Below are 18127 nucleotides of genomic sequence, written 5' to 3'. Positions count from 1 at the left end.
CCGGCGACCAGTATGGCGGCAATCGGATTAATTTCTTCTTAACAGGTAGACTCGGACGTGAACCCACAGGACCAACGTAAACACCAGCGTTTAGCGCACCGCGCCAAGATAAAAGTCGCGCTGCCGGGAGAACAAGGGCGAACTTTTTTTGCCACTTTGCGGGATTTGTCGGACAGCGGCCTGTTCTTGTTATGCGCTGAACAAGATATGCCTCGTATCGACGAGAATATCGAAGTGCAAACCACCGAATTCGAAGGGGCCCCGGTGCGCATCGCCAAAGTGGTCAGGCTGGAAAACGCTATCGGCTTCGGCGTTAGGTTTGCCGATACCGACTAGGCGACGACATCCAATGTGCCGCCTAATCCAGCCGGCTCAATAGCGGTTTTGGCTAATTCGGCAGCCGCTTTAGCCGCCATCGCCGCTGCCTTCGCTGCCACGGCGTAGTCTTGGGAGGAGGGCTCGGCGGGTGCCAAAGCCGCCCTGCGTATGGTTTCAGCTTTACGCAAGGTTGCTTCAGGATCGCCTTCTACCGGAGAAACGTCAATTTTAACTTCACCGCCGGTAGCATAACGTTGCCCGTCCGGGCCAACCACGTATGTGAATTTAGCAGCGCTAAGCGCAAAGCCCCCGGCTGCCGACAAGTGCGCTTGCTCGTGCGCTTTTACCTCGCGGTCGCGCGATTTTAGCCCGTCGAGTTGTGCGGATTGTTGGTTTTGTTCGGTATTGCCGGTAGCGGAGTTTTTAACCGGCACAGCATGGCCGGTCGAGGCATAAGCCCGATTTAACGCATAGCCCTGTGTGGACGATGTAATCTGCATATTGGCCCCTGAATCGGCGATACCGTGACGTCGGCCGGTTTTATTTCAACGCCGGAACAAACAGTAAAACTGCATTTTAAAGACTATTCGGTTTGGATACGGTTCCGGCCCGCAATCCGCCGACGGCGAGTTGGGCTCGATAACTACAACCCAACTCTCCCCTAAAACAGCCGACCCTTAGCGCACCAGGGTAAACATCGATTTCACCGCGCCGCATTTCGGGCAACCCCAATCTTCCGGCACGTCTTCCCAACGAGTGCCCGGTGCAACCCCGTTTCTCGGATCACCCACCGCTTCGTCGTAGATGTGACCGCAGGTTTTGCATTTGTATTTTCTGTATTCAGCCATGTTCTCTTCTCCAATACCTAAGTGGGTTCAAAAGCGCGCTGATTGTAGCCCAAGGCTATAGCGGAAAAAACCATCAAAGTTGTACCGAAATCGGCGGACGCCTTGCCGGTTAGTTAGCGCCCCGTCAGGCGTTGCTGCCAAATCGCCGCACGGCCGCGCAACTCTTCCAAATCCAAAGTCGTCAATTGCCGCTTGTTCAACAACCGCTTGCCGGCCACCCACACATCGCTGACTTGATGCCGGCTGGCGGCGTACACCACTTGCGCCAGGGGATTGAACACCGGCTGGGTTTCCACCTCGCTCAAATCGATGGCCACCAGATCGGCCTGTTTACCCGGCAGCAAGGAACCGATAGCCGCATCCAGACCCAAGGCTTTCGCGCCGTTCAAGGTCGCCATTTGCAAGGCTTGCGCGGCCGACACCGCGCTGGCGTCGCCGGAAACGCCTTTGGCCAGCAATGCCGCGACCCGCATTTCCGCCAGCATGTCCTGATCGTTGTTGCTGGCGGCGCCGTCGGTACCTAAAGCGACATTGATACCGGCTTTCAAGCAAGCGGCAACCGGGCAAAACCCGCTGGCCAGTTTCATATTGGATTCCGGACAATGCACGATATGGCCGCCGGTTTGGGCATAAAACCCTATTTCCTCGTCGCTCAGCTGCGTCATGTGTACTGCCATAAAGGCAGAGGTGAGCAAGCCTAAATCGGCCAGACGTTGCAGCGGCGTATGTCCGGTTTTTTGCCGCTGTTCGTCGACTTCGTGGCGGGTTTCGTGCACATGCATGTGCACGGTCAATTCCAGCTCGTCGGCAAAGGTGCGCACTTGGCGCAACGGTTCGTCGGAAACCGTATACGGTGCGTGCGGCGCAAACGACGTGCTGATCAAAGCTTGGTGGCGCAAGCGATCGTGCAGGGCTAAACCCTTCTGTAAATAGGCATCGGCGTTTTCCGCCCAGACGGTCGGAAAATCGAATACGATCAGCCCTACATTAGCCCGAATCCCATGGGCGATGGCTTGCTGGGCGGTCACCTCCGGAAAGAAATACATGTCGTTGAAACAGGTAGTGCCGCCGCGCAGCATTTCGGCGATCGCCAAATCGGTACCGTCGCGCACGAAAGCCTCGCTGACCCATTTTTGTTCCGCCGGCCAAATATGGTTGGTCAACCAATCCATCAGCGGCAAATCGTCCGCGATACCGGATAATAAAGACATCGCCGCGTGCGTATGGCAATTGACTAAACCGGGAATCAGCACCTGACGATCCAGGCATTCCACGGCGCGCGGCTGATAGATTTGCAGTGCGACCTCGTTGTCCAGCAAATCAACGATCTTACCGTCGTTTACCACCACGCTGTAATTTTCGTGGATTACCGAGGCCGGCTCTACGGGTATAATCCAACGCGCTTGAACAATCAAATCGACTTGCATAGCTTTCCTCGGCAAAAAAACCGATTATAACCCTGAGATCTAAACCAGCTTCTGACAAACACCATGAGCGATCCGCAACAGCTGTCCGTGCAAGCCCTGCAATGGAGCGGCCAATCCTTAAAGGTACTGGACCAACGGGTATTGCCCGCCACGATAACTTACGACGAATACCAAGATGCCGCCGGGGTGGCCGAAGCCATATCCAGCATGCGGGTGCGCGGCGCGCCGGCAATCGGCATCGCGGCCGCATACGGCGTGGTATTGTCGGCGATGCGCCACTACCCGGCCGACAACTGGCGCGACTCGGTCGAACAAGACATCGAACGTTTGGCCGCTTCGCGGCCGACTGCGGTTAATTTGTTTTGGGCGTTGGAAAAAATGCGCGCTTTATTGGCCAACCCGTCCGCCGAGCCGATAACGACATTGACCGCATTGGCCGAACAAATCCACGCCGAAGATCTGGCCGCCAATCAGGCAATGGGCGAGCGCGGCGCGGATATTCTGGGAGACGCGCGCGCAGTATTAACCCACTGCAACGCCGGCGCCCTGGCGACCGGCGGTTACGGCACGGCCTTGGGCGTGATTCGCAGCGCGTATCGACGCGGCCGGTTGCAGCAAGTGTACGCCGGAGAAACCCGCCCCTGGCTGCAAGGTGCGCGTTTGACCGTGTGGGAACTGGCCCAAGACGGCATTCCGGCCACCTTGATCGCCGATTCCGCCGCCGCCTGGTTGATGAAATCCGGCAAGATCGACTGGATCGTGGTCGGCGCCGATCGCATTACCGCCAACGGCGACGTGGCCAACAAGATAGGTACCTATTCGCTGGCCGTGCTGGCCAAACGGCACGGCGTCAAAATGATGGTGGCCGCACCGTCTTCCACCTTCGATTTCAGCTTGGAAAGCGGGGACAGCATAGAAATCGAGCAGCGTAGCGCGCAAGAATTGCTGCCCGCTTGTTATTTGCAGGCCGATTCCTTGGTCAGCGCCTGGAATCCGGTATTCGACGTCACCCCCGCCGAACTAATCAGCGCTATCGTCACCGAACGCGGCGCCGTCATCGATCCCGGCAAACACGGGGTCAGGAGTTTGCAGATATGATAGGCCCAAACTACGGCAACAACCCGGTAGTGGCGATAAGCTGTTTGCTGCAAGGCGCTAAAATGCTCAATCATCCGGCTTTGCGCAAATACCTGTTGATCCCGCTGTTCATCAATTTCTTCTTGTACAGCGGTGCATTCGTGCTGGGTTACCATTCGGTGTCGGCTTTGATCCACGAATTCATTCCGGCCTGGCTGTCGTGGCTGAACTGGATCTTATGGCCGCTGTTTTTCGTGTCTTTTTTGATCATCGGTTTTTTCACCTTCACCTTGATCGCCAACTTGATTGCTGCACCGTATTACAGCCGGCTGGCTGCGAAAACGCTGGAGCTCATTGGCGCAACTTACGACGATCAGCCGGAAATTCCGTGGGACAAGGTATTCGTCGGCGAACTGCGCCGGGTAGGCTACCTGTTGCTGCGTACCTTGCCGTTGTTGTTGTTATCCGTGATTCCGGTAGTCAATTTGATTGCGCCGGTACTGTGGGCAATATTCGCCGCTTGGGGCATAGCCATGGAATTCATGGCCTATCCGCTGGAAAGCCGCGGCCTGACGTTTCCGGAACAAAAGGAATTCCTGCGGCAATCGCGCTGGGGGGCCTTGAGCTTCGGCGGCCTAACCGGCTTAGCGCTGACCTTGCCGGTGATCAATTTGTTCATCGGTCAAGCCGCGGTGATAGGCGCGACCTTGTACGTGCATAAACTCGAACAACAGATATAAAGAGATTAAGTTTGCTGGGCTCGCACTGGCGCGCGCCGCATCCCGATTAAACGCCCCATCCACCGATAGGAATTGACATGTCCGGCAACAAGCCTTGGGTTTCCACGCTAGCATGGCTAGCCGTCGCGCTAATCGGCGCCTCGGCCATAGGCGGCATCGCCCTGCAACGCGGCGAAACCATCAGCAGTATGTGGATCATTACCGCCGCAGTGTGCACCTATGCCTTAGGTTACCGCTTCTACAGCGCGTTCGTCGCGGCGAAAGTGTTGGTGCTGGATGCCGGCCGAGCCACGCCGGCGGAACGCTTCGACGACGGCCGCGATTTCATGCCGACCCATAAATGGGTGGTATTCGGCCACCATTTTGCCGCAATCGCCGGCCCCGGCCCGCTGATTGGCCCGACCTTGGCCGCACAATTCGGTTACTTGCCCGGCACCCTGTGGATATTGATAGGCGCAGTATTGGGCGGCTGTGTGCAGGATTTCGTCACTTTGTTTTTTTCGGTCAGGCGTGATGGTCGCTCGCTGGGACAAATGGCCAAGGACGAACTTGGGCCGATAGGTGGCGGCGCGGCCATGTTGGGGGTGATGACCATCATGATCATCCTGATCGCGGTGCTCGGCCTGGTGGTGGTCAATGCGATGAAACACAGTCCCTGGGCGACGTCGACTGTAGCGGCAACCATACCGATTGCGGTGTTGATGGGTATTTATCTGAACAATGTCCGCCCGGGCCGGGTAGCGGAAGCGACCTTGCTGGGCGTGTCGCTGCTGATTTTCGCCGTGTTGGGCGGCGGTTGGATAGACGACAATCCGGCGATTCGCGGCTGGTTCGACTACGACGCCCCGCAACTGGCGCTTATGGTCATCTTATACGGCTTCGCCGCGGCGGTATTGCCGGTCTGGCTGCTGCTGGCCCCGCGCGATTATTTGTCCACGTTTATGAAACTGGGCACTATCGCCGCGTTGGCGGTCGCTATCGTGATCCTGCGCCCGGAGTTGAAAATGCCGGCTTTGACCCAATTCGTCGACGGCAGCGGACCTATTTTCGGCGGCAAACTGTTCCCGTTCGTATTCATCACCATCGCCTGCGGCGCGATTTCCGGCTTTCACGCCCTGATTTCCTCAGGCACCACGCCTAAGCTGTTAGCCAACGAAGCCGACGCCCGCTTCATCGGCTATGGCGCGATGATGATGGAATCTTTCGTGGCCATTATGGCCATGATAGCCGCCAGCGTATTGGAGCCCGGCGTCTATTTCGCCATCAACAGCCCGGCCGGCGTGGTCGGCAAGGAAGCGGCCGACGCGGTGGCAAAAATCAGCGCCTGGGGTTTTCCGGTTTCGGTCGAGCACATGCAACATTTGGCGCAAACCATGGGCGAATCCAGTTTGTTCGCCCGGACCGGCGGCGCGCCGTCGCTGGCGGTCGGCATGGCCAGCCTGTTCGCGCAAGTGTTCGGCGCCAACCTGCTGGCAGCCTGGTACCACTTCGCCATCATGTTCGAAGCCCTGTTCATTTTGACCACGCTGGACGCCGGCACCCGGGTTGCCCGCTTCATGCTGCAGGACCTGCTCGGCAATTTCAACATCGGTGTCGGCAAAGCCAACCACTATGCCAGCATTCTGCTGACCAGCGCGGCAGTCGTCGGCGCCTGGGGCTATTTCTTGTACATGGGCACCATAGATCCGCTGGGCGGTATCAACAGTTTGTGGCCCTTGTTCGGCATCGCCAACCAAATGCTGGCGGCGATTGCATTGTGCGTGGCCACCACGATTCTGATCAAATCCGGCAAGTTGAAATACGTCTGGGTCACGGCTGCACCGTTAGCCTGGCTGCTCGTCATCACCAGCAGTGCGGCGTGGGAAAAACTGTTTTCGGCCGACCTCAGAGTCGGTTTCCTGACTCACGCCAACGATTTGTCCGCCAAACTGCAGGCCGGCATGCTGGATGCGGATATGGCCGGTAAAGCTCCGCACCTGTTATTCAACGACTATCTGAACGCCGGCCTGACCGCGCTGTTCATGCTGATCACCTGGCTGTTGCTGCTGGATACCCTGCGCGTCGCCTACTGCGTGCTGAGCGGCAAGCCGCATCCCCAATCCAGCGAATCGCCGCACATACCCAGCCGCCTGGTGGAAAACTGGGTACGCGATTGAGGCGAATTGCCGGTTAGCAAACGCTGCTTTCGAAAATTTGCGACGCTAACAATCCCGAAGGTAGCGGGCTTTATCCGTTGATACGCCCAAGCCTCTCAAAATTTAACTATCTACCTATCTGCAGCGAAAACGGATGAGTCGTTAGCGGAGAAGCGGCGATTCGAACCCGAACGACCTGCTAACCTTTCCCGCTTTTGCCCCGGACCTATCGCTGAGCGCACAAGAGTCGGTTGAGCGGCGGATTATTGTGAGGATTGAGCACGATCCAGGCAAAGAGCCGCAACTGGTTTGCCAGAGTACGGACATGAGGCTCTTCGAGCAATGCGAAGCGATGCGCACCGATCTCGTGAATCTCCAAATCTCCCCGGCTAATCGATTCCGGATCACTCGCGGATCGTGAAGGAAACCAAGATCGCCCGGGGTTCGATTGGCCCCAAAGAATGCTATCGAGCCTGGGTATATATTCGGTAGATCAAGGCTCTGCGCTGTTACGGTAGCTTCCCACACGCGCTTGAGAACAGGATCGGTAGGTCAAGGCCGCCGGGAACAACGATAGGTGGTTTGTTTGCGGCCAGTTCTTTAAGCTTGCACAGCTCTTCTTTACGTTCGGAGATGCCTATCAAGCTATCTAATTCCGGCAGTCGTGCATTTAACAGCAATGGCGGATTGCGCGAATCAATCACATTTCGGCGACTGCAAGCCCATACAGGACGGCGTGTGGGAGTTGCGTATCGATTACGGCCCAGGTTACCGCGTGTATTACGCACAGGCCGGTGACAAGTTGCTGTTGCTGTTAATTGGCGTTGACAAACGAAAACAGCAGTTAGATATTGAAAAAGCTGTTGATTATTGGAAAGACTGGAAGCGGAGAGCAACCCATGACTGAAGCATCAAGACCCCATGACCAAACCGTTATTGAGCTACTGAGAGAAGATCCCGACTTTGCCAATGAGTATCTAGGCGGCATTGGACGAGATCGATCAGCCGGGCGGCGGCAGAGAAGCCTTGTTGGCAACGTTGAGACATATTGCTGAGGCGCACGGAATGTCAGATGTTGCCGAGCGTGCAGGGAAAGGCATGACCCGAGATAGCCAAACAGATCTGCGTTACCCGCGCTAGCTTGTACAAGTCGCTGGCCGACGATGGCAATCCCAGGTTTGAAACCATCGCCAAGATTGTTGATGCCCTTGGTTGCAAGCTGATTGTGTCCTAATGCATATGCTTAACCCGCCCCATCCGGGCAGCATTTTGAAAAAGGACGTGTTACCCACGCTGGGTATCGGCCCCGCCGAAGCTGCCACGCAGCTTGGGGTTTCTCGGGAAGCGTTATCGCGTGTTCTCAACGGTCGGGCAGCGATTAGTGCCGATATGGCAATCCGGCTGGAAGCTTGGGTGAATGGCCCGACAGCAGAAACATGGTTGTGCTTGCAGGCGGAATATTCCAAACCGGCAAATCGCAGGTTTTAAACAAAAACAGCTTGCCGAGATAGACGAACGCAAATTTGCGTCGGTCTACAAAGCCGGAAATGGACAGGATAGACTTTGTTTCAATCTCGATTCCGTCTTGTCATAATCGATTGCTGACATGAATTGGGATCAGAAATGGGAAGGCTTGCCCCTGCCGGCGGTACTCATCTATGGGGAGCAGTCGAACCGCCGATTTGGCGGTTTGGGTTCAGAAACAGAAGGAAGGGGAGGTAATCTGTGTCAATCAGTCTGGCTATTATTCAGCAACCCCGAATGCTGATGACGAATTGGGAGTAAAAAACTGTTGATCGACATACCCATAAATTGAACAAAAATGCCTACATGAACTCGACAGGCGAAAAAAAAGGACTTGCGATTTATCGTAAGTCCTTGATTTATCTGGCTCCCCCGGACGGGCTCGAACCGCCGACCTAGTGATTAACAGTTACCCGTCCCATAAAGATAAAACTCATTGATATGACTGTATTTATTTTATAAGCATATGAATTACAAATAAATATAACTTTTCTTTACCTTTCTCCAGCTTTCGCTAAAATACCCAAAACAGCCTTGAAAAGTTGCCCCGAGGTTGCCCGGTGTTTTGGAGAAAGCAAATGGCCGAAAAAATCAATTTTACTCAGGACAGAATCAGAAACCTGCCGTCGCCCGCCGACAAAGACAGAGAAGACTATTACGATACGGGCTGTCCAAAGCTGGTTTGTAGGGTTAGCAACACTGGGAATAAATCATTTGTCGTCTTGAAGAAAACCTCGGACGGCAAAACGCGCCGCGTTACGCTTGGGAAGTTCCCTGACTTGTCGGTGGCTGAAGCGCGAAAAATGGCCCAAGCCGCTTTGACCGATCTTGCCCAAGGCATTAACCCCACCGAAGAAAAACGCAAACAACGTATTCGCGGCATCACCTTACAAGAACTGTTAGAGCAATACCTCAAAGATAAAAGCGATTTACGTGAAGCTTCGATTCTGGATTACCGGAAAAAATTGCAACAAGGCTTTTCGGATTGGCTGAACAAACCTATCAACGAAATCAGCCGAGAAATGGTATTAGCCCGTCGCAAGCAATTTCAGGGCGGCAGAGACAACAAAATGCGGGTTTTGCGACTACTGATGCGTTATGCCGTAGTTACGTTAAAGGCACTAAATGAAAATCCGGTCGACGTTATGCGTGATGGCAGCCTTTGGGCAAAGGCTAAACGCAAGAAACGCATGATCCCCAGCGACAATTTGAGAGATTGGTATAACGCCGTCTTGGCACTGGAAAACGAAAAAGCCAAAGTCTATTTGCTTTTGCTTCTGCATACTGGCTTGAGGGATCAGGACATTCGCTACCTGGAATGGAGCGACATTGACTTTAAAAGCGATTCAATTACGGCGCGCGACACCAAAAACCACACTGATTTCACCACCTACATCGCCCCGCAACTCAAGCCCCACTTGCGCCACCTTCAACAACTCACCGGCGATAGCCGCTTCTTATTTCCGGGTGATTCAGCGGACGGCGTGATGAATATCCCCCGCAAGCCGATTGCTCAAGTGGTTGCAAAAACTGGTGTGACCTTTAGCAGTCACGATCTGAAGCGTACATTTCTGACTATCGGCGAGGCCGCAATGATTCCATTTTCACTACTTAAAACATTGGCCAACCACAAAACCGACGCCGATGTGACAGCCGGTTACATCAACACCGAAGCAAACACCATGAAAAAGGCTATTATCAGAATCGCCGATTACATTCAGGAACATACCTTGCCCGAGTCAGGCAATGTTATTCATCTGACAGCAAATCAGGGATAAAACTTCGTGACGGAGGTAAAACTCAAGCAGCCTTGGCGACTGGACTCAAAGGCAAATACTCTTCCCCACCAAAAAGAGTAATCCCTGCAGGCAAAACAAACTTGGCATGACACAGCAACCGGAACTGAGCCGGTGCATCCAGGTTTAATCGTGCCACACTGACGTCGATATGGGTATTGGCTAAAACCTCTCGCAAGTCCTTATTTAAGTACCTTGGACAATAACCCATCTTAATTGCTTCGCCGTTTTCTAAACGGAGGGCAAAAGAGTCTTTAATGTTGCCGTCTTCAGGAACAAGAGATAATCTGTCACCAATCTTTAGATTACCAAGACTCTGCAGCTCAGCTTCATTTAGGTAGCGCAAACCATGACTAAAGAAGAATAACTCACAAAACCCCTCAACATTCACTTGCGGATCAGGGTAAACACACAGTTCGTCGGTGGCTCGTTCGCCGCCCGACCGCGCCAGCAACTCCAACGGATCATTATTCTTTTTCGGGTCAGCACCTAACCATCTAACGTAATCGGGATAATCTGGCCTGGACCGACTTAGTACCCGATTAGCAAACAACGGAAACAGCTCCCGAGAAACATAGTGCCGATGCAAATCAAGCATGCGCCCCAAATACTTAAAATTTGGAGTTGATAAAGCGCCTTGCGTATAGACAAAGGAATAACCATTGTCCTCGCGACGCAGCCGTCCCACGGTATGCCACAAACGTGACTGCGGGTCTTGCCAAGCGATATACAGAGTATTCATTTGCTTAAATTTTCAAGAATGCGTTGCTTGTTTAATTCCAAAAGTGCCATAGCGAATTCAATGGCTAACTCACTGATTTCAGATTTGGGTATTCGTTTAAAAATTTCCAAACATTGTTCGTTCGAAACTTCGACCAGCTTTGATTGCCAATATCCAGCCGCTTCTGGCGACCTGCCTGCCGCCTGTCTGAACGCATCAACCGTTGATAGCGGTTTTGGTTCTAATTTGTTGAGATAAATCGCCGATCGAGCTTTCTCGATATAGGCGTTAATACGTTGCCGTGGGTCGCTGGATGTTAAAAGCGTTTTTCGCTTTTTATCAGTCTCATTTTGCCCCATTGAGGCTGCATGGTCAAAGGTAGGCGACAAATAGATGCCGTCATCGGCGTTAATCACAGCCCAGTTTTCGTGATGACGATCCTGATTGGCAATCCAGGCATCCAGCATCAGATAACCCACAAAAACATCAAAAGCAGTTTTGATGCAAGCGTCGGGCACGTGCCAGCCAATTGGCGTGGTTATTTCAGGCTGACTTAACAAACCATGGATGCGGCCTAAAGTATGGTCCGTATTGCCATAGTTTTCTTGGGTAGGATAATTGGAATGGATTTCGGACAACAACTCGTTTCCCAAAATCAGCCGCCCACCAACTGGAACCACCGTTTTGCAAATAACGCCTTTTTGGCCTTTCCAGACTGAGAATTCGTAGTGGGCATGCGGCAAGCCAAGCAATGCGCATAGCTCGCAGGCGACAATTTCCGCCCAGTTTTCGCCGGTATTGGGTCGGCCGAGCTTTAACAAGTACCGATCATCATCGCGATAAAGCCAGTATTTTTGCTTCGTCCCCAATTGTTCAGGTATCTCCGGCTCGTCATCGGCAACCCGAATAAATGGGTAATAGTCAGACGACATTGAAAATACTCACGACGCAACCATCCCCCGCAAATTCGCCATCGCCTGCGCCACAATCTCACCTTGGCGGTTGATGTTATCGATAATCTCGAGCACGGTGCGGGTATCGGTCACTGCTTTGACATTCGGATTAACGGCTTTCAGGTCAAACACCGCCGCGTCGATGTCGCTGGCCTTGGTTTGGGCTTCGCGAATGGCTTTTTCCTTGGCTTTGATGGCGTCTTCGACGGCTGTGACGCGGTCTTTTTCGGCCTTGTCTCGTTTCAGCGCCTTCAATTCTTCCTTTAGTGACAGCAATTCCTCGGTAAGCCGGTTGGCTTCGTCGATGAAAGGTTGCATGTCTTCGCGGGCTTTAGCTCGGCGGGCGGCAAAATCGACCGTCCAGGAAAAGGCGCTATCGGCTTCCGGCGTACCGTGCTTGGCCAGCAACTTGGCAAAGCTCGGAAACGTTTGGCCTTGATGCTCTTCCTGCTCCAGCCATTCCGTCGTCAAACTGGCGGGTAAATCGGCATCGGCCAGAATGCCGCCGTGTTTATCAAAGCCAAAGTGCGCCAGCGTCATCGGCGATTTCTTGCCGATTTTCAACTGCGACAAATCGTAATACCAGATGCGTTCGGTCTTTTTGCCTTTAGTGAAAAACAGCAGATTGGTTTTGACGCCGGCACCAGCAGTGGAAAACACGCCGCCCGGCAGACTAACGATGCACCACAAATCGCATTCATCGACCAGTTTACGTTTGGTTTCGACAAACGCGCTTTCGTTGGTGCGGAACAGCAAGCCCTCATCCAAGACAATGCCGCAGCGACCACCCGGCTTGCCGTCGATGGATGCTTTCAATTCCGCCAGAATATGCTGCACAAACAGCACTTGCGTCGAGCCGGTTTCAAAATCGTAATTTTTCTGCGCGTCCGAACCTTCCTTACCGCCGAACGGCGGATTGGTCAGGATCACATCAAAGGTGGGCGGGGCTTTTTCAAACAAGCCGTCGTAGGTTTGCTTGCCGGTCAGCGTGTTGCCGTGCCAGAGATTGGGCTGATCGATGCCGTGCAAAATCAGGTTGGCTAAGGCAATGGGGAAAACCAGATTCTCTTTTTCCCGGCCGAAGAAGGTATCGTGTTTCAGTTTCTCCAGCACTGTCGACGCCGGGCTGTTACCTAACTTGCGGTTGATATGTTCATACGCCACCGCCAGAAAGCCGCCGGTGCCGCAGCATGGGTCGTACACCGTTTCGCCGGGCTTGGGATCGAGTACATGCACCATGCCCCGGATCACTTCGCGCGGGGTAAAGAACTGGCCGCCGTCGGAGTTTTTCTCGCCCATTTTCAGCAGCAAATCTTCATAGACCTGCGACAAGGTAAAGAAATGGGTGTCGTCGATATGGTCGATATGGATTTCATGCACCTTATCGAAGATGTCGCGCAAATTGGTTTCGCTATCGACGCGGACTTTCTCCACGGCCGTCATGATGCGGCCAATCACCCGCTGTTTCGGGCTGGCACTGGGATTGGGGATTTGCGTCACCGGATTAACATCCAACCGGTGCAAAAACGGCAACAACTCGTTATTGATGAACTCGAACAGTTTGCCTTCGCCCGCCTCGAACAAGGCTTGCCGCTTCCAGCCTACCGGATAACCTTCCGGCGTTTTCGGCGCATCGGCTTTGTCGGAATACGGCGCGGCCCAGTCCTGCCAGCGATAAGGCGCCGTCAAGGCCGGGGTATAGTCGTAACCCAAGGCTTCGGCTTGGTTGCGGGCTTTTTGCTCCTGGGCATCCAGAATGCGCAAGAACAGAATCCAGGTCAGTTCCGGCACGTATTGCAAGGCACTGGCACAATTGGAGCGGCGCATCACGTCGCAAATGGCCTTGACGAAAGACGATAGCGATTGCGTCGAGGCGATGGCTTTGGGTGGTTTGGTTTTAGGTGATTTTGCCATGCGGTATAGGTGTAAATTTGTCAGGCGTAATTCAATTCAGGGATAATCCCAATGGCGACCAGTGCAATCGTTCCCATAGCGATTTCCTTGGTTTCAAGGCTGGTCATTCCTTTTCGTGGCTGTTAGAGCCTCAATCGTCTGCCTCATCCGGTTTAATAAGTTTCTTCTGCGCCGACTCGAGTTGTTTAATGCTTTTTTCCGGCGTCGGCAGCGCTTCCGGCATCGTCCCGCCTAAATCCTTGATGGTCTGACGGACTTTTTTGCCGACTTCCAAGTGGGTTTGATTTGCCTGCCGTTTACCTTTGACTTGGTCACGCTTCAGTTTTTCTTCGGTTTGGGTGGCGCGGAACAGATTGGCGGCCAGCTCGGTGCTGCCCATGTGATCGAGGATTTTCTGGCTTTTCTTCAAACCTTTGCGGGCGTGAATATCCTTGGCCGTCAGTCCGCCATACAATCCGCGATAACCATGATCCTGAAAAAGGGCGTAATCCAGCGAGGTTTCCACCCCGGCATCCTTGGCTGCTGCCGCAAGATACTTATTGTGTAAAGCCAACTCGTTACGAATCGCCAAACGCTTGTCGTCCTCTGATAAACGCGCAAACTGTTGATCGTCCGCCAACTCTTGGCGGCGGGTTTGCATGGCGAAATAGGTTTGGCCGTTGGCGATGACCGGCTTGCTGGGATCGCCGTTTTGCACCACCAGATAACAGGCATAGCGCGACAAACGCACATCCGGCAATTCGCGTTTGGCACCGGAACCGATTTCGACCATTTCGAGGGCATCCTCGAAATGGTCATCAACGGCTTGACCACTATTCCGACAGGCTTCTTTCGCCCGTTCCAACACCGGTAAGAAATGCCGATACTCCGAATAATCCAGCACTTTAGCCAAAGCACGCGCCAACCAGAATTCATTGCCCACGTCATCCTGTCGGCGGATACCATCGAAAGTAGCCTGATGGGTTTCGTTGATGCGTTTTTCAGTCATAGCATCCTCAGTTGGAATTATCGAAGTTAAAGGCTTTGGTTAACAAGCGTTCCGGGATTTTATCGAGGTCGTCGAGTTGTTGTTGAACGGCGGATTTGACCGATTTCAATTGCGCCAATGCTTTTGAAACCCGGCATTGCTCTTGATACGGCGGCAGCAGGATCGTACCTTCGGCCAAGCGGTTGAACAGCATCCGTTCGCGCACCGCGCCACGTGCTAATGAATTGATGCACTGCACGCCATACGGTGAGCGCAACCAGTAATAAAACCAGCGGGAATCGACCAAGCCGAGTTTGCCTTGCAAGGCGACATAATCGGGGCTGGTGATGCCGGGCTGATCGTCGTCATCGACGAAGGCAATCGAGCCGATCAAGATACGCATCGGGTTGTAAAACACCGTGCCGCTGAATACGGGTTTATAGCGTTGCGGTTGTTTGCCGGGTGGTTCCTTGGCGGGAGCCAAGCCATCGCGGGTTGCGCCAAGTACCGGATAATCGGCCCAGCTTTCACCGATGCCTTTTTTAACCTCATCCAGCACATCGCCGAGATTCCATTCCACGACCTCGGTGCTTTCGATGCTTTCGCGGATGTAGGCATTGGCCAGATTGACGATTTCTTGTAGCTGACATTGCAAAGCCTGCCGGGCAGTTTCCACTTCGGCGAGTTGGGATTTGAGTTTGGCGGCGATTTGGCGTTGTTCGAGAATATCAATAACCGGAATTTCCAAATCTTCGATAAAACCGGTAATCACACTGTGGACCGTTGGTCCTCGCTTGACGCCATCCAAAAGTACCTGTGACTGCTTTGATTTTAGATACAGAGCCATAAACTCTGAATCATAAGCATCGTTGGGAATAATAGCTTTGATGTCCTGGTTAAACGCCGATTTTTGCCGAACAATACCCACTGGCAGTGTGTGCGCTAATACACCTGATCGCCCAACAACCAAAATAGCCCCCGAATGGACTATCCGAGCCGCTGACTCCACGGTAGCTTGGGCGTTGGTGTAATCTTGGGCATTAACTAAATCAAAGCACTTCATATCCTTGGGTGAAAACCAGGGTATGTCACCTTTCCAATACTCAGATTTGCTTTTATCCGGTGTGCCGCCGCTAAAAAAAGAACAGCATTCTGCAAGTCTAATCATCCTCATACCCCAAACAACCTGCCCTTAGCCTGCAAAATCACCTCCACCGGTTTGCCCAATTTTTCCAAGGCCGCCAAGCCGCCCGCTTGCCGGATGTCCGGCACGTCCCAAAACTCCTTGATTTCTAGCGCATCGGTGCCGCCCAGGCTGAACTGTTTGCCAAAGCCTTGCAGCACGATCGCGGCATTGACGGGCATATCGGCAAACCAGCTTTGGTTGCCATCCAGATAGCCTTGGCCACGTTGCGGGCGGGTCAAGGCCTGGGCGCGATAACCCAGATGGGCGAACAGGTCGTAATAATCAAACTCGCGCATGTCTTCCAGTTCGCGCAGCACTTCCGGCGAGAAATGCTCGCCCAGTAGGTGGTTGATCAATTCGCGGCGCTTTTGGGTGGCTATCCACAGTTGCCGAAAATCGTGCAGGTTACGCGCTTCCTTCACCACCCGTTGCAATATTTCCCGGCGGTATTCGTCCAGCGGCATTTTGTAGGCCTTGCCGTCGCGCTGGGTCAGGATGAAACGGCCCTCACCGCTGATGCTGACATATTGGCCTTTGATCTCGGCCACGGCGGGCTGGTTGTCAGTACCTCCAGTATCACCACCGTCGTCGCCACCTTCGCCGTCTTCATCGTCGCCGCCCGACCTTTTCTTTTTGGCTTGGCTGGAGGCGGTGATGAAGTCGGTGCCGAACAAGTCGGTGACGCCGGTGTAGTCGTAAAGCCAGAATTTGTATTTTTGGGTTTCTTCGTCGATGCGGGTGCCGCGCCCGACCATTTGATAAAACAGGATGCTGGATTCCAGGTAGCGGAAAAACACCACGGCATTCAAGCGCTCGATGTCGACGCCGGTGGCCAGTAAATCGACGGTGCAGGCGATAAAGGCGCGCTCGCCGGAACCGCGCATCGGCTGGATCATGTCCCGGCCACCGTTGGAGGTGCATTTGAAGGCGTAATGGTCTTTGGGCGTTTGGCCGTGTTGTTTGCACCACTGCACATACAGGTTGTTCATCTGCTGAACGACGCGGTCGGCGTGGATGTCGCGGGTGCAGAAGATGATCACCTTTTGTTCCGGGCCGCCGTTCTGGCACAACAGTTTAAACAAGTCGGCGCACATTTTCGGCGTGCGCAGTTCGATGAACAGTTCGTCGTCGAAGTCTTTGCCGGTGTATTGGTCTTTGGTCAGATCGGCTTCGGTAATGGGTTGACCGGTGCGGATGTCTTTGGGTTTGGCGGCGAGAATTTCGGCTTTGCTAAACACGGTATCGTCGATGCTGGCTTTGCGTTTGACGATTTCGCAGGCGGCCAGATAGCCGTCTTCCTGGGCTTTGATTAAGTCGTATTCGTAGACCGGTTCGCCGAAGTATTTATGGTTATCCGCAGTAATTTGCGCATCTTCGGCGGTGTGTTTTTTGGATTCGCGCAGTTGCCTGGGCGTAGCTGTTAAACCAATTTGCACAGCATTCGGGCTACGCAGCAACACTTCTGACCAACGACCGAAGGCAGAGCGGTGGCATTCGTCGATGATGATGACGCTGAACGAGTCCGGCGGGTAATGTTCGGTTAAAAAGCTGGCTGTGCCTTTGTCCTCATCGTCCAAGCCCAAGGTTTGGTAGGTGGCGATGTGGATGCGGGCGTTTTTGGCGGCATTGTGGCCGTTGACGGTTTCGACGATGCGCACGCTACCGCCGAAAGCGGCTTTTAGTTTGTTATAGCCTTGGGTGCGCAGTTCGTCGCGGTCGCATAAAAACAGCGCCGGTTTGGTCAAACGTCCGGCTTGTTGCAAGCGCCACAGCAAGTTGGCGGCGATGACGGTTTTACCGGCTCCGGTGGCTAACGCCAACAATACTCGGCAAGGCTTTTGTTCCAATTCGCAGCGCAGAATTTTCTCGAAGCAGGCGCGAATCGCGGCATCCTGGTAGTAACGGCTTTTGGGGTAGGCTTTGCTGTCGGCGGTGAATAGTAGTGCGGCTTGCGGTTGACTCAGGTCGATACCAGTGTCGTTGAAATAACGCTGGGTGAGTTCGGCATGGGTGGGAAAGTTGTCTTTAAAGGGATGCGGCCCATGCTGCAAGCCGGTGGTTTTATCGAACTCGCCGTATAAGTGGCCATTGGTGGCGAACACGTATTGCACATGGAAGCGGCTGCACTCAGCGTAACCCTTAGCTTGCTGCATGCCTTGCAGTGGATCGGCGTTTTCTTTCTTGGCTTCCAGGACGCCAACCGGCAAGGGTTTGGCGGCATCGGGCGTTTGTACGCAAAGCAGATAATCAGTACGACCGGCACCGCCCCTGCGACCTTTGTGGCCGATGGCCTCTACCGGCGCGGGTGTCTCCAGTTTGAGTTTGCTGGCGTCGTCATAGCCTTTGTCACGCAGAACCGGATCGATGAGATAGTAACGGGTTTCGGCTTCGTTATAACTCATTAGTGATTATCCTTTTCCAAGTTCTACTTACGAATCTGCCCTAACTTCTGAATGGAGTTGTTTAGATGTTCGGGCAATCTATCGCTCAAGTGACCAACTTTGGCATTTTTGCTGTATTC

The 18127-nt window shown here is 53.7% G+C and carries 17 protein-coding genes; 8 read left to right on the top strand and 9 right to left on the bottom strand.

Annotated elements, in window-relative coordinates; genetic code table 11:
• Nucleotides 1-57 precede the first annotated feature (57 nt).
• Complete coding sequence (locus F1E05_RS15750) at nucleotides 58-336, top strand: PilZ domain-containing protein (protein WP_150050116.1); 279 nt, start codon at nucleotides 58-60, stop codon at nucleotides 334-336.
• On the opposite strand, the gene F1E05_RS15745 is transcribed toward F1E05_RS15750, so the two are convergent.
• From F1E05_RS15745 to F1E05_RS15735, 3 genes are all read right to left on the bottom strand, one after another.
• On the bottom strand, nucleotides 333-818 hold the full coding sequence (locus F1E05_RS15745; protein WP_150050114.1) for a putative metalloprotease CJM1_0395 family protein: 486 nt from the start codon (nucleotides 816-818) through the stop codon (nucleotides 333-335). The genes F1E05_RS15750 and F1E05_RS15745 overlap by 4 nt on opposite strands.
• Nucleotides 819-995: 177 nt before the next feature.
• Nucleotides 996-1166 carry a rubredoxin gene (locus F1E05_RS15740; RefSeq protein WP_150050112.1) on the bottom strand — a complete coding sequence of 57 codons (171 nt, stop codon included), beginning with the start codon at nucleotides 1164-1166 and terminating at the stop codon, nucleotides 996-998.
• A gap of 113 nt (nucleotides 1167-1279) precedes the next feature.
• On the bottom strand, nucleotides 1280-2593 hold the full coding sequence (locus F1E05_RS15735) for a TRZ/ATZ family hydrolase (protein ID WP_150050110.1): 1314 nt from the start codon (nucleotides 2591-2593) through the stop codon (nucleotides 1280-1282).
• Nucleotides 2594-2656: 63 nt separating this feature from the next.
• Between F1E05_RS15735 and mtnA the strand changes: the two genes are divergently transcribed.
• From mtnA to F1E05_RS15700, 7 genes are all read left to right on the top strand, one after another.
• Nucleotides 2657-3691, top strand: coding sequence for an S-methyl-5-thioribose-1-phosphate isomerase (gene mtnA, locus F1E05_RS15730; RefSeq protein WP_150050108.1), 1035 nt, complete (start codon nucleotides 2657-2659; stop codon nucleotides 3689-3691).
• Nucleotides 3688-4410, top strand: a complete 723-nt coding sequence (cysZ, locus tag F1E05_RS15725) for a sulfate transporter CysZ (protein WP_150050106.1) — start codon at nucleotides 3688-3690, stop codon at nucleotides 4408-4410. Before mtnA ends, cysZ begins: the two co-directional genes overlap by 4 nt.
• A 77-nt stretch (nucleotides 4411-4487) precedes the next feature.
• Complete coding sequence (locus F1E05_RS15720) at nucleotides 4488-6566, top strand: carbon starvation CstA family protein (protein ID WP_150050104.1); 2079 nt, start codon at nucleotides 4488-4490, stop codon at nucleotides 6564-6566.
• 643 nt (nucleotides 6567-7209) lie between these two features.
• The gene (locus tag F1E05_RS15715; RefSeq protein ID WP_232056677.1) at nucleotides 7210-7452 is read left to right on the top strand and encodes a type II toxin-antitoxin system RelE/ParE family toxin; all 243 of its coding nucleotides are present in this window, start codon (nucleotides 7210-7212) and stop codon (nucleotides 7450-7452) included.
• A 234-nt stretch (nucleotides 7453-7686) separates the two neighbouring features.
• On the top strand, nucleotides 7687-7779 hold the full coding sequence (locus F1E05_RS20795) for a helix-turn-helix domain-containing transcriptional regulator (protein WP_332095490.1): 93 nt from the start codon (nucleotides 7687-7689) through the stop codon (nucleotides 7777-7779).
• Nucleotides 7779-8033 (top strand): HigA family addiction module antitoxin, encoded by a 255-nt coding sequence (locus tag F1E05_RS15705; protein ID WP_197737384.1) that lies wholly within the window; start codon nucleotides 7779-7781, stop codon nucleotides 8031-8033. The genes F1E05_RS20795 and F1E05_RS15705 overlap by 1 nt, the downstream gene beginning before the upstream one ends.
• A gap of 614 nt (nucleotides 8034-8647) precedes the next feature.
• On the top strand, nucleotides 8648-9847 hold the full coding sequence (locus tag F1E05_RS15700) for a tyrosine-type recombinase/integrase (protein WP_150050100.1): 1200 nt from the start codon (nucleotides 8648-8650) through the stop codon (nucleotides 9845-9847).
• A gap of 22 nt (nucleotides 9848-9869) precedes the next feature.
• On the opposite strand, the gene F1E05_RS15695 is transcribed toward F1E05_RS15700, so the two are convergent.
• The 6 genes from F1E05_RS15695 to F1E05_RS15670 all read right to left on the bottom strand — a co-directional run bounded on the left by F1E05_RS15695 (nucleotide 9870) and on the right by F1E05_RS15670 (nucleotide 18008).
• Complete coding sequence (locus F1E05_RS15695) at nucleotides 9870-10607, bottom strand: HIRAN domain-containing protein (protein ID WP_150050098.1); 738 nt, start codon at nucleotides 10605-10607, stop codon at nucleotides 9870-9872.
• A complete protein-coding gene (locus tag F1E05_RS15690) occupies nucleotides 10604-11518 on the bottom strand; it encodes a HipA domain-containing protein (RefSeq protein ID WP_150050096.1) in 915 nt (304 codons plus the stop codon). Before F1E05_RS15690 ends, F1E05_RS15695 begins: the two co-directional genes overlap by 4 nt.
• Before the next feature lie 9 nt (nucleotides 11519-11527).
• Nucleotides 11528-13453, bottom strand: a complete 1926-nt coding sequence (locus tag F1E05_RS15685; protein ID WP_150050093.1) for a class I SAM-dependent DNA methyltransferase — start codon at nucleotides 13451-13453, stop codon at nucleotides 11528-11530.
• A gap of 130 nt (nucleotides 13454-13583) precedes the next feature.
• Complete coding sequence (dinD, locus tag F1E05_RS15680; protein WP_150050092.1) at nucleotides 13584-14441, bottom strand: DNA damage-inducible protein D; 858 nt, start codon at nucleotides 14439-14441, stop codon at nucleotides 13584-13586.
• Between the two features lie 7 nt (nucleotides 14442-14448).
• A complete protein-coding gene (locus tag F1E05_RS15675) occupies nucleotides 14449-15588 on the bottom strand; it encodes a restriction endonuclease subunit S (protein ID WP_190303168.1) in 1140 nt (379 codons plus the stop codon).
• Nucleotides 15589-15590: 2 nt separating this feature from the next.
• Nucleotides 15591-18008: a DEAD/DEAH box helicase family protein gene (locus tag F1E05_RS15670; protein WP_150050088.1), complete on the bottom strand. Its 2418-nt coding sequence runs from the start codon at nucleotides 18006-18008 to the stop codon at nucleotides 15591-15593.
• Between the last annotated feature and the right edge of the window lie 119 nt (nucleotides 18009-18127).

This window comes from Methylomonas rhizoryzae (genome assembly GCF_008632455.1).
GTDB lineage: Bacteria > Pseudomonadota > Gammaproteobacteria > Methylococcales > Methylomonadaceae > Methylomonas > Methylomonas rhizoryzae.
Note: the sequence above shows the minus strand (reverse complement) of the source record. Positions and strands in the feature narration are given on the sequence as shown.

Coding starts and splice junctions, on each gene's coding strand:
- F1E05_RS15745 (WP_150050114.1), bottom strand. CDS start 818: ATGCAGATTACATCGTCCACACAGGGCTATGCGTTAAATCGGGCTTAT.
- F1E05_RS15740 (WP_150050112.1), bottom strand. CDS start 1,166: ATGGCTGAATACAGAAAATACAAATGCAAAACCTGCGGTCACATCTAC.
- F1E05_RS15735 (WP_150050110.1), bottom strand. CDS start 2,593: ATGCAAGTCGATTTGATTGTTCAAGCGCGTTGGATTATACCCGTAGAG.
- mtnA (WP_150050108.1), top strand. CDS start 2,657: ATGAGCGATCCGCAACAGCTGTCCGTGCAAGCCCTGCAATGGAGCGGC.
- cysZ (WP_150050106.1), top strand. CDS start 3,688: ATGATAGGCCCAAACTACGGCAACAACCCGGTAGTGGCGATAAGCTGT.
- F1E05_RS15720 (WP_150050104.1), top strand. CDS start 4,488: ATGTCCGGCAACAAGCCTTGGGTTTCCACGCTAGCATGGCTAGCCGTC.
- F1E05_RS15705 (WP_197737384.1), top strand. CDS start 7,779: ATGCATATGCTTAACCCGCCCCATCCGGGCAGCATTTTGAAAAAGGAC.
- F1E05_RS15700 (WP_150050100.1), top strand. CDS start 8,648: ATGGCCGAAAAAATCAATTTTACTCAGGACAGAATCAGAAACCTGCCG.
- F1E05_RS15695 (WP_150050098.1), bottom strand. CDS start 10,607: ATGAATACTCTGTATATCGCTTGGCAAGACCCGCAGTCACGTTTGTGG.
- F1E05_RS15690 (WP_150050096.1), bottom strand. CDS start 11,518: ATGTCGTCTGACTATTACCCATTTATTCGGGTTGCCGATGACGAGCCG.
- F1E05_RS15685 (WP_150050093.1), bottom strand. CDS start 13,453: ATGGCAAAATCACCTAAAACCAAACCACCCAAAGCCATCGCCTCGACG.
- dinD (WP_150050092.1), bottom strand. CDS start 14,441: ATGACTGAAAAACGCATCAACGAAACCCATCAGGCTACTTTCGATGGT.
- F1E05_RS15675 (WP_190303168.1), bottom strand. CDS start 15,588: ATGATTAGACTTGCAGAATGCTGTTCTTTTTTTAGCGGCGGCACACCG.
- F1E05_RS15670 (WP_150050088.1), bottom strand. CDS start 18,008: ATGAGTTATAACGAAGCCGAAACCCGTTACTATCTCATCGATCCGGTT.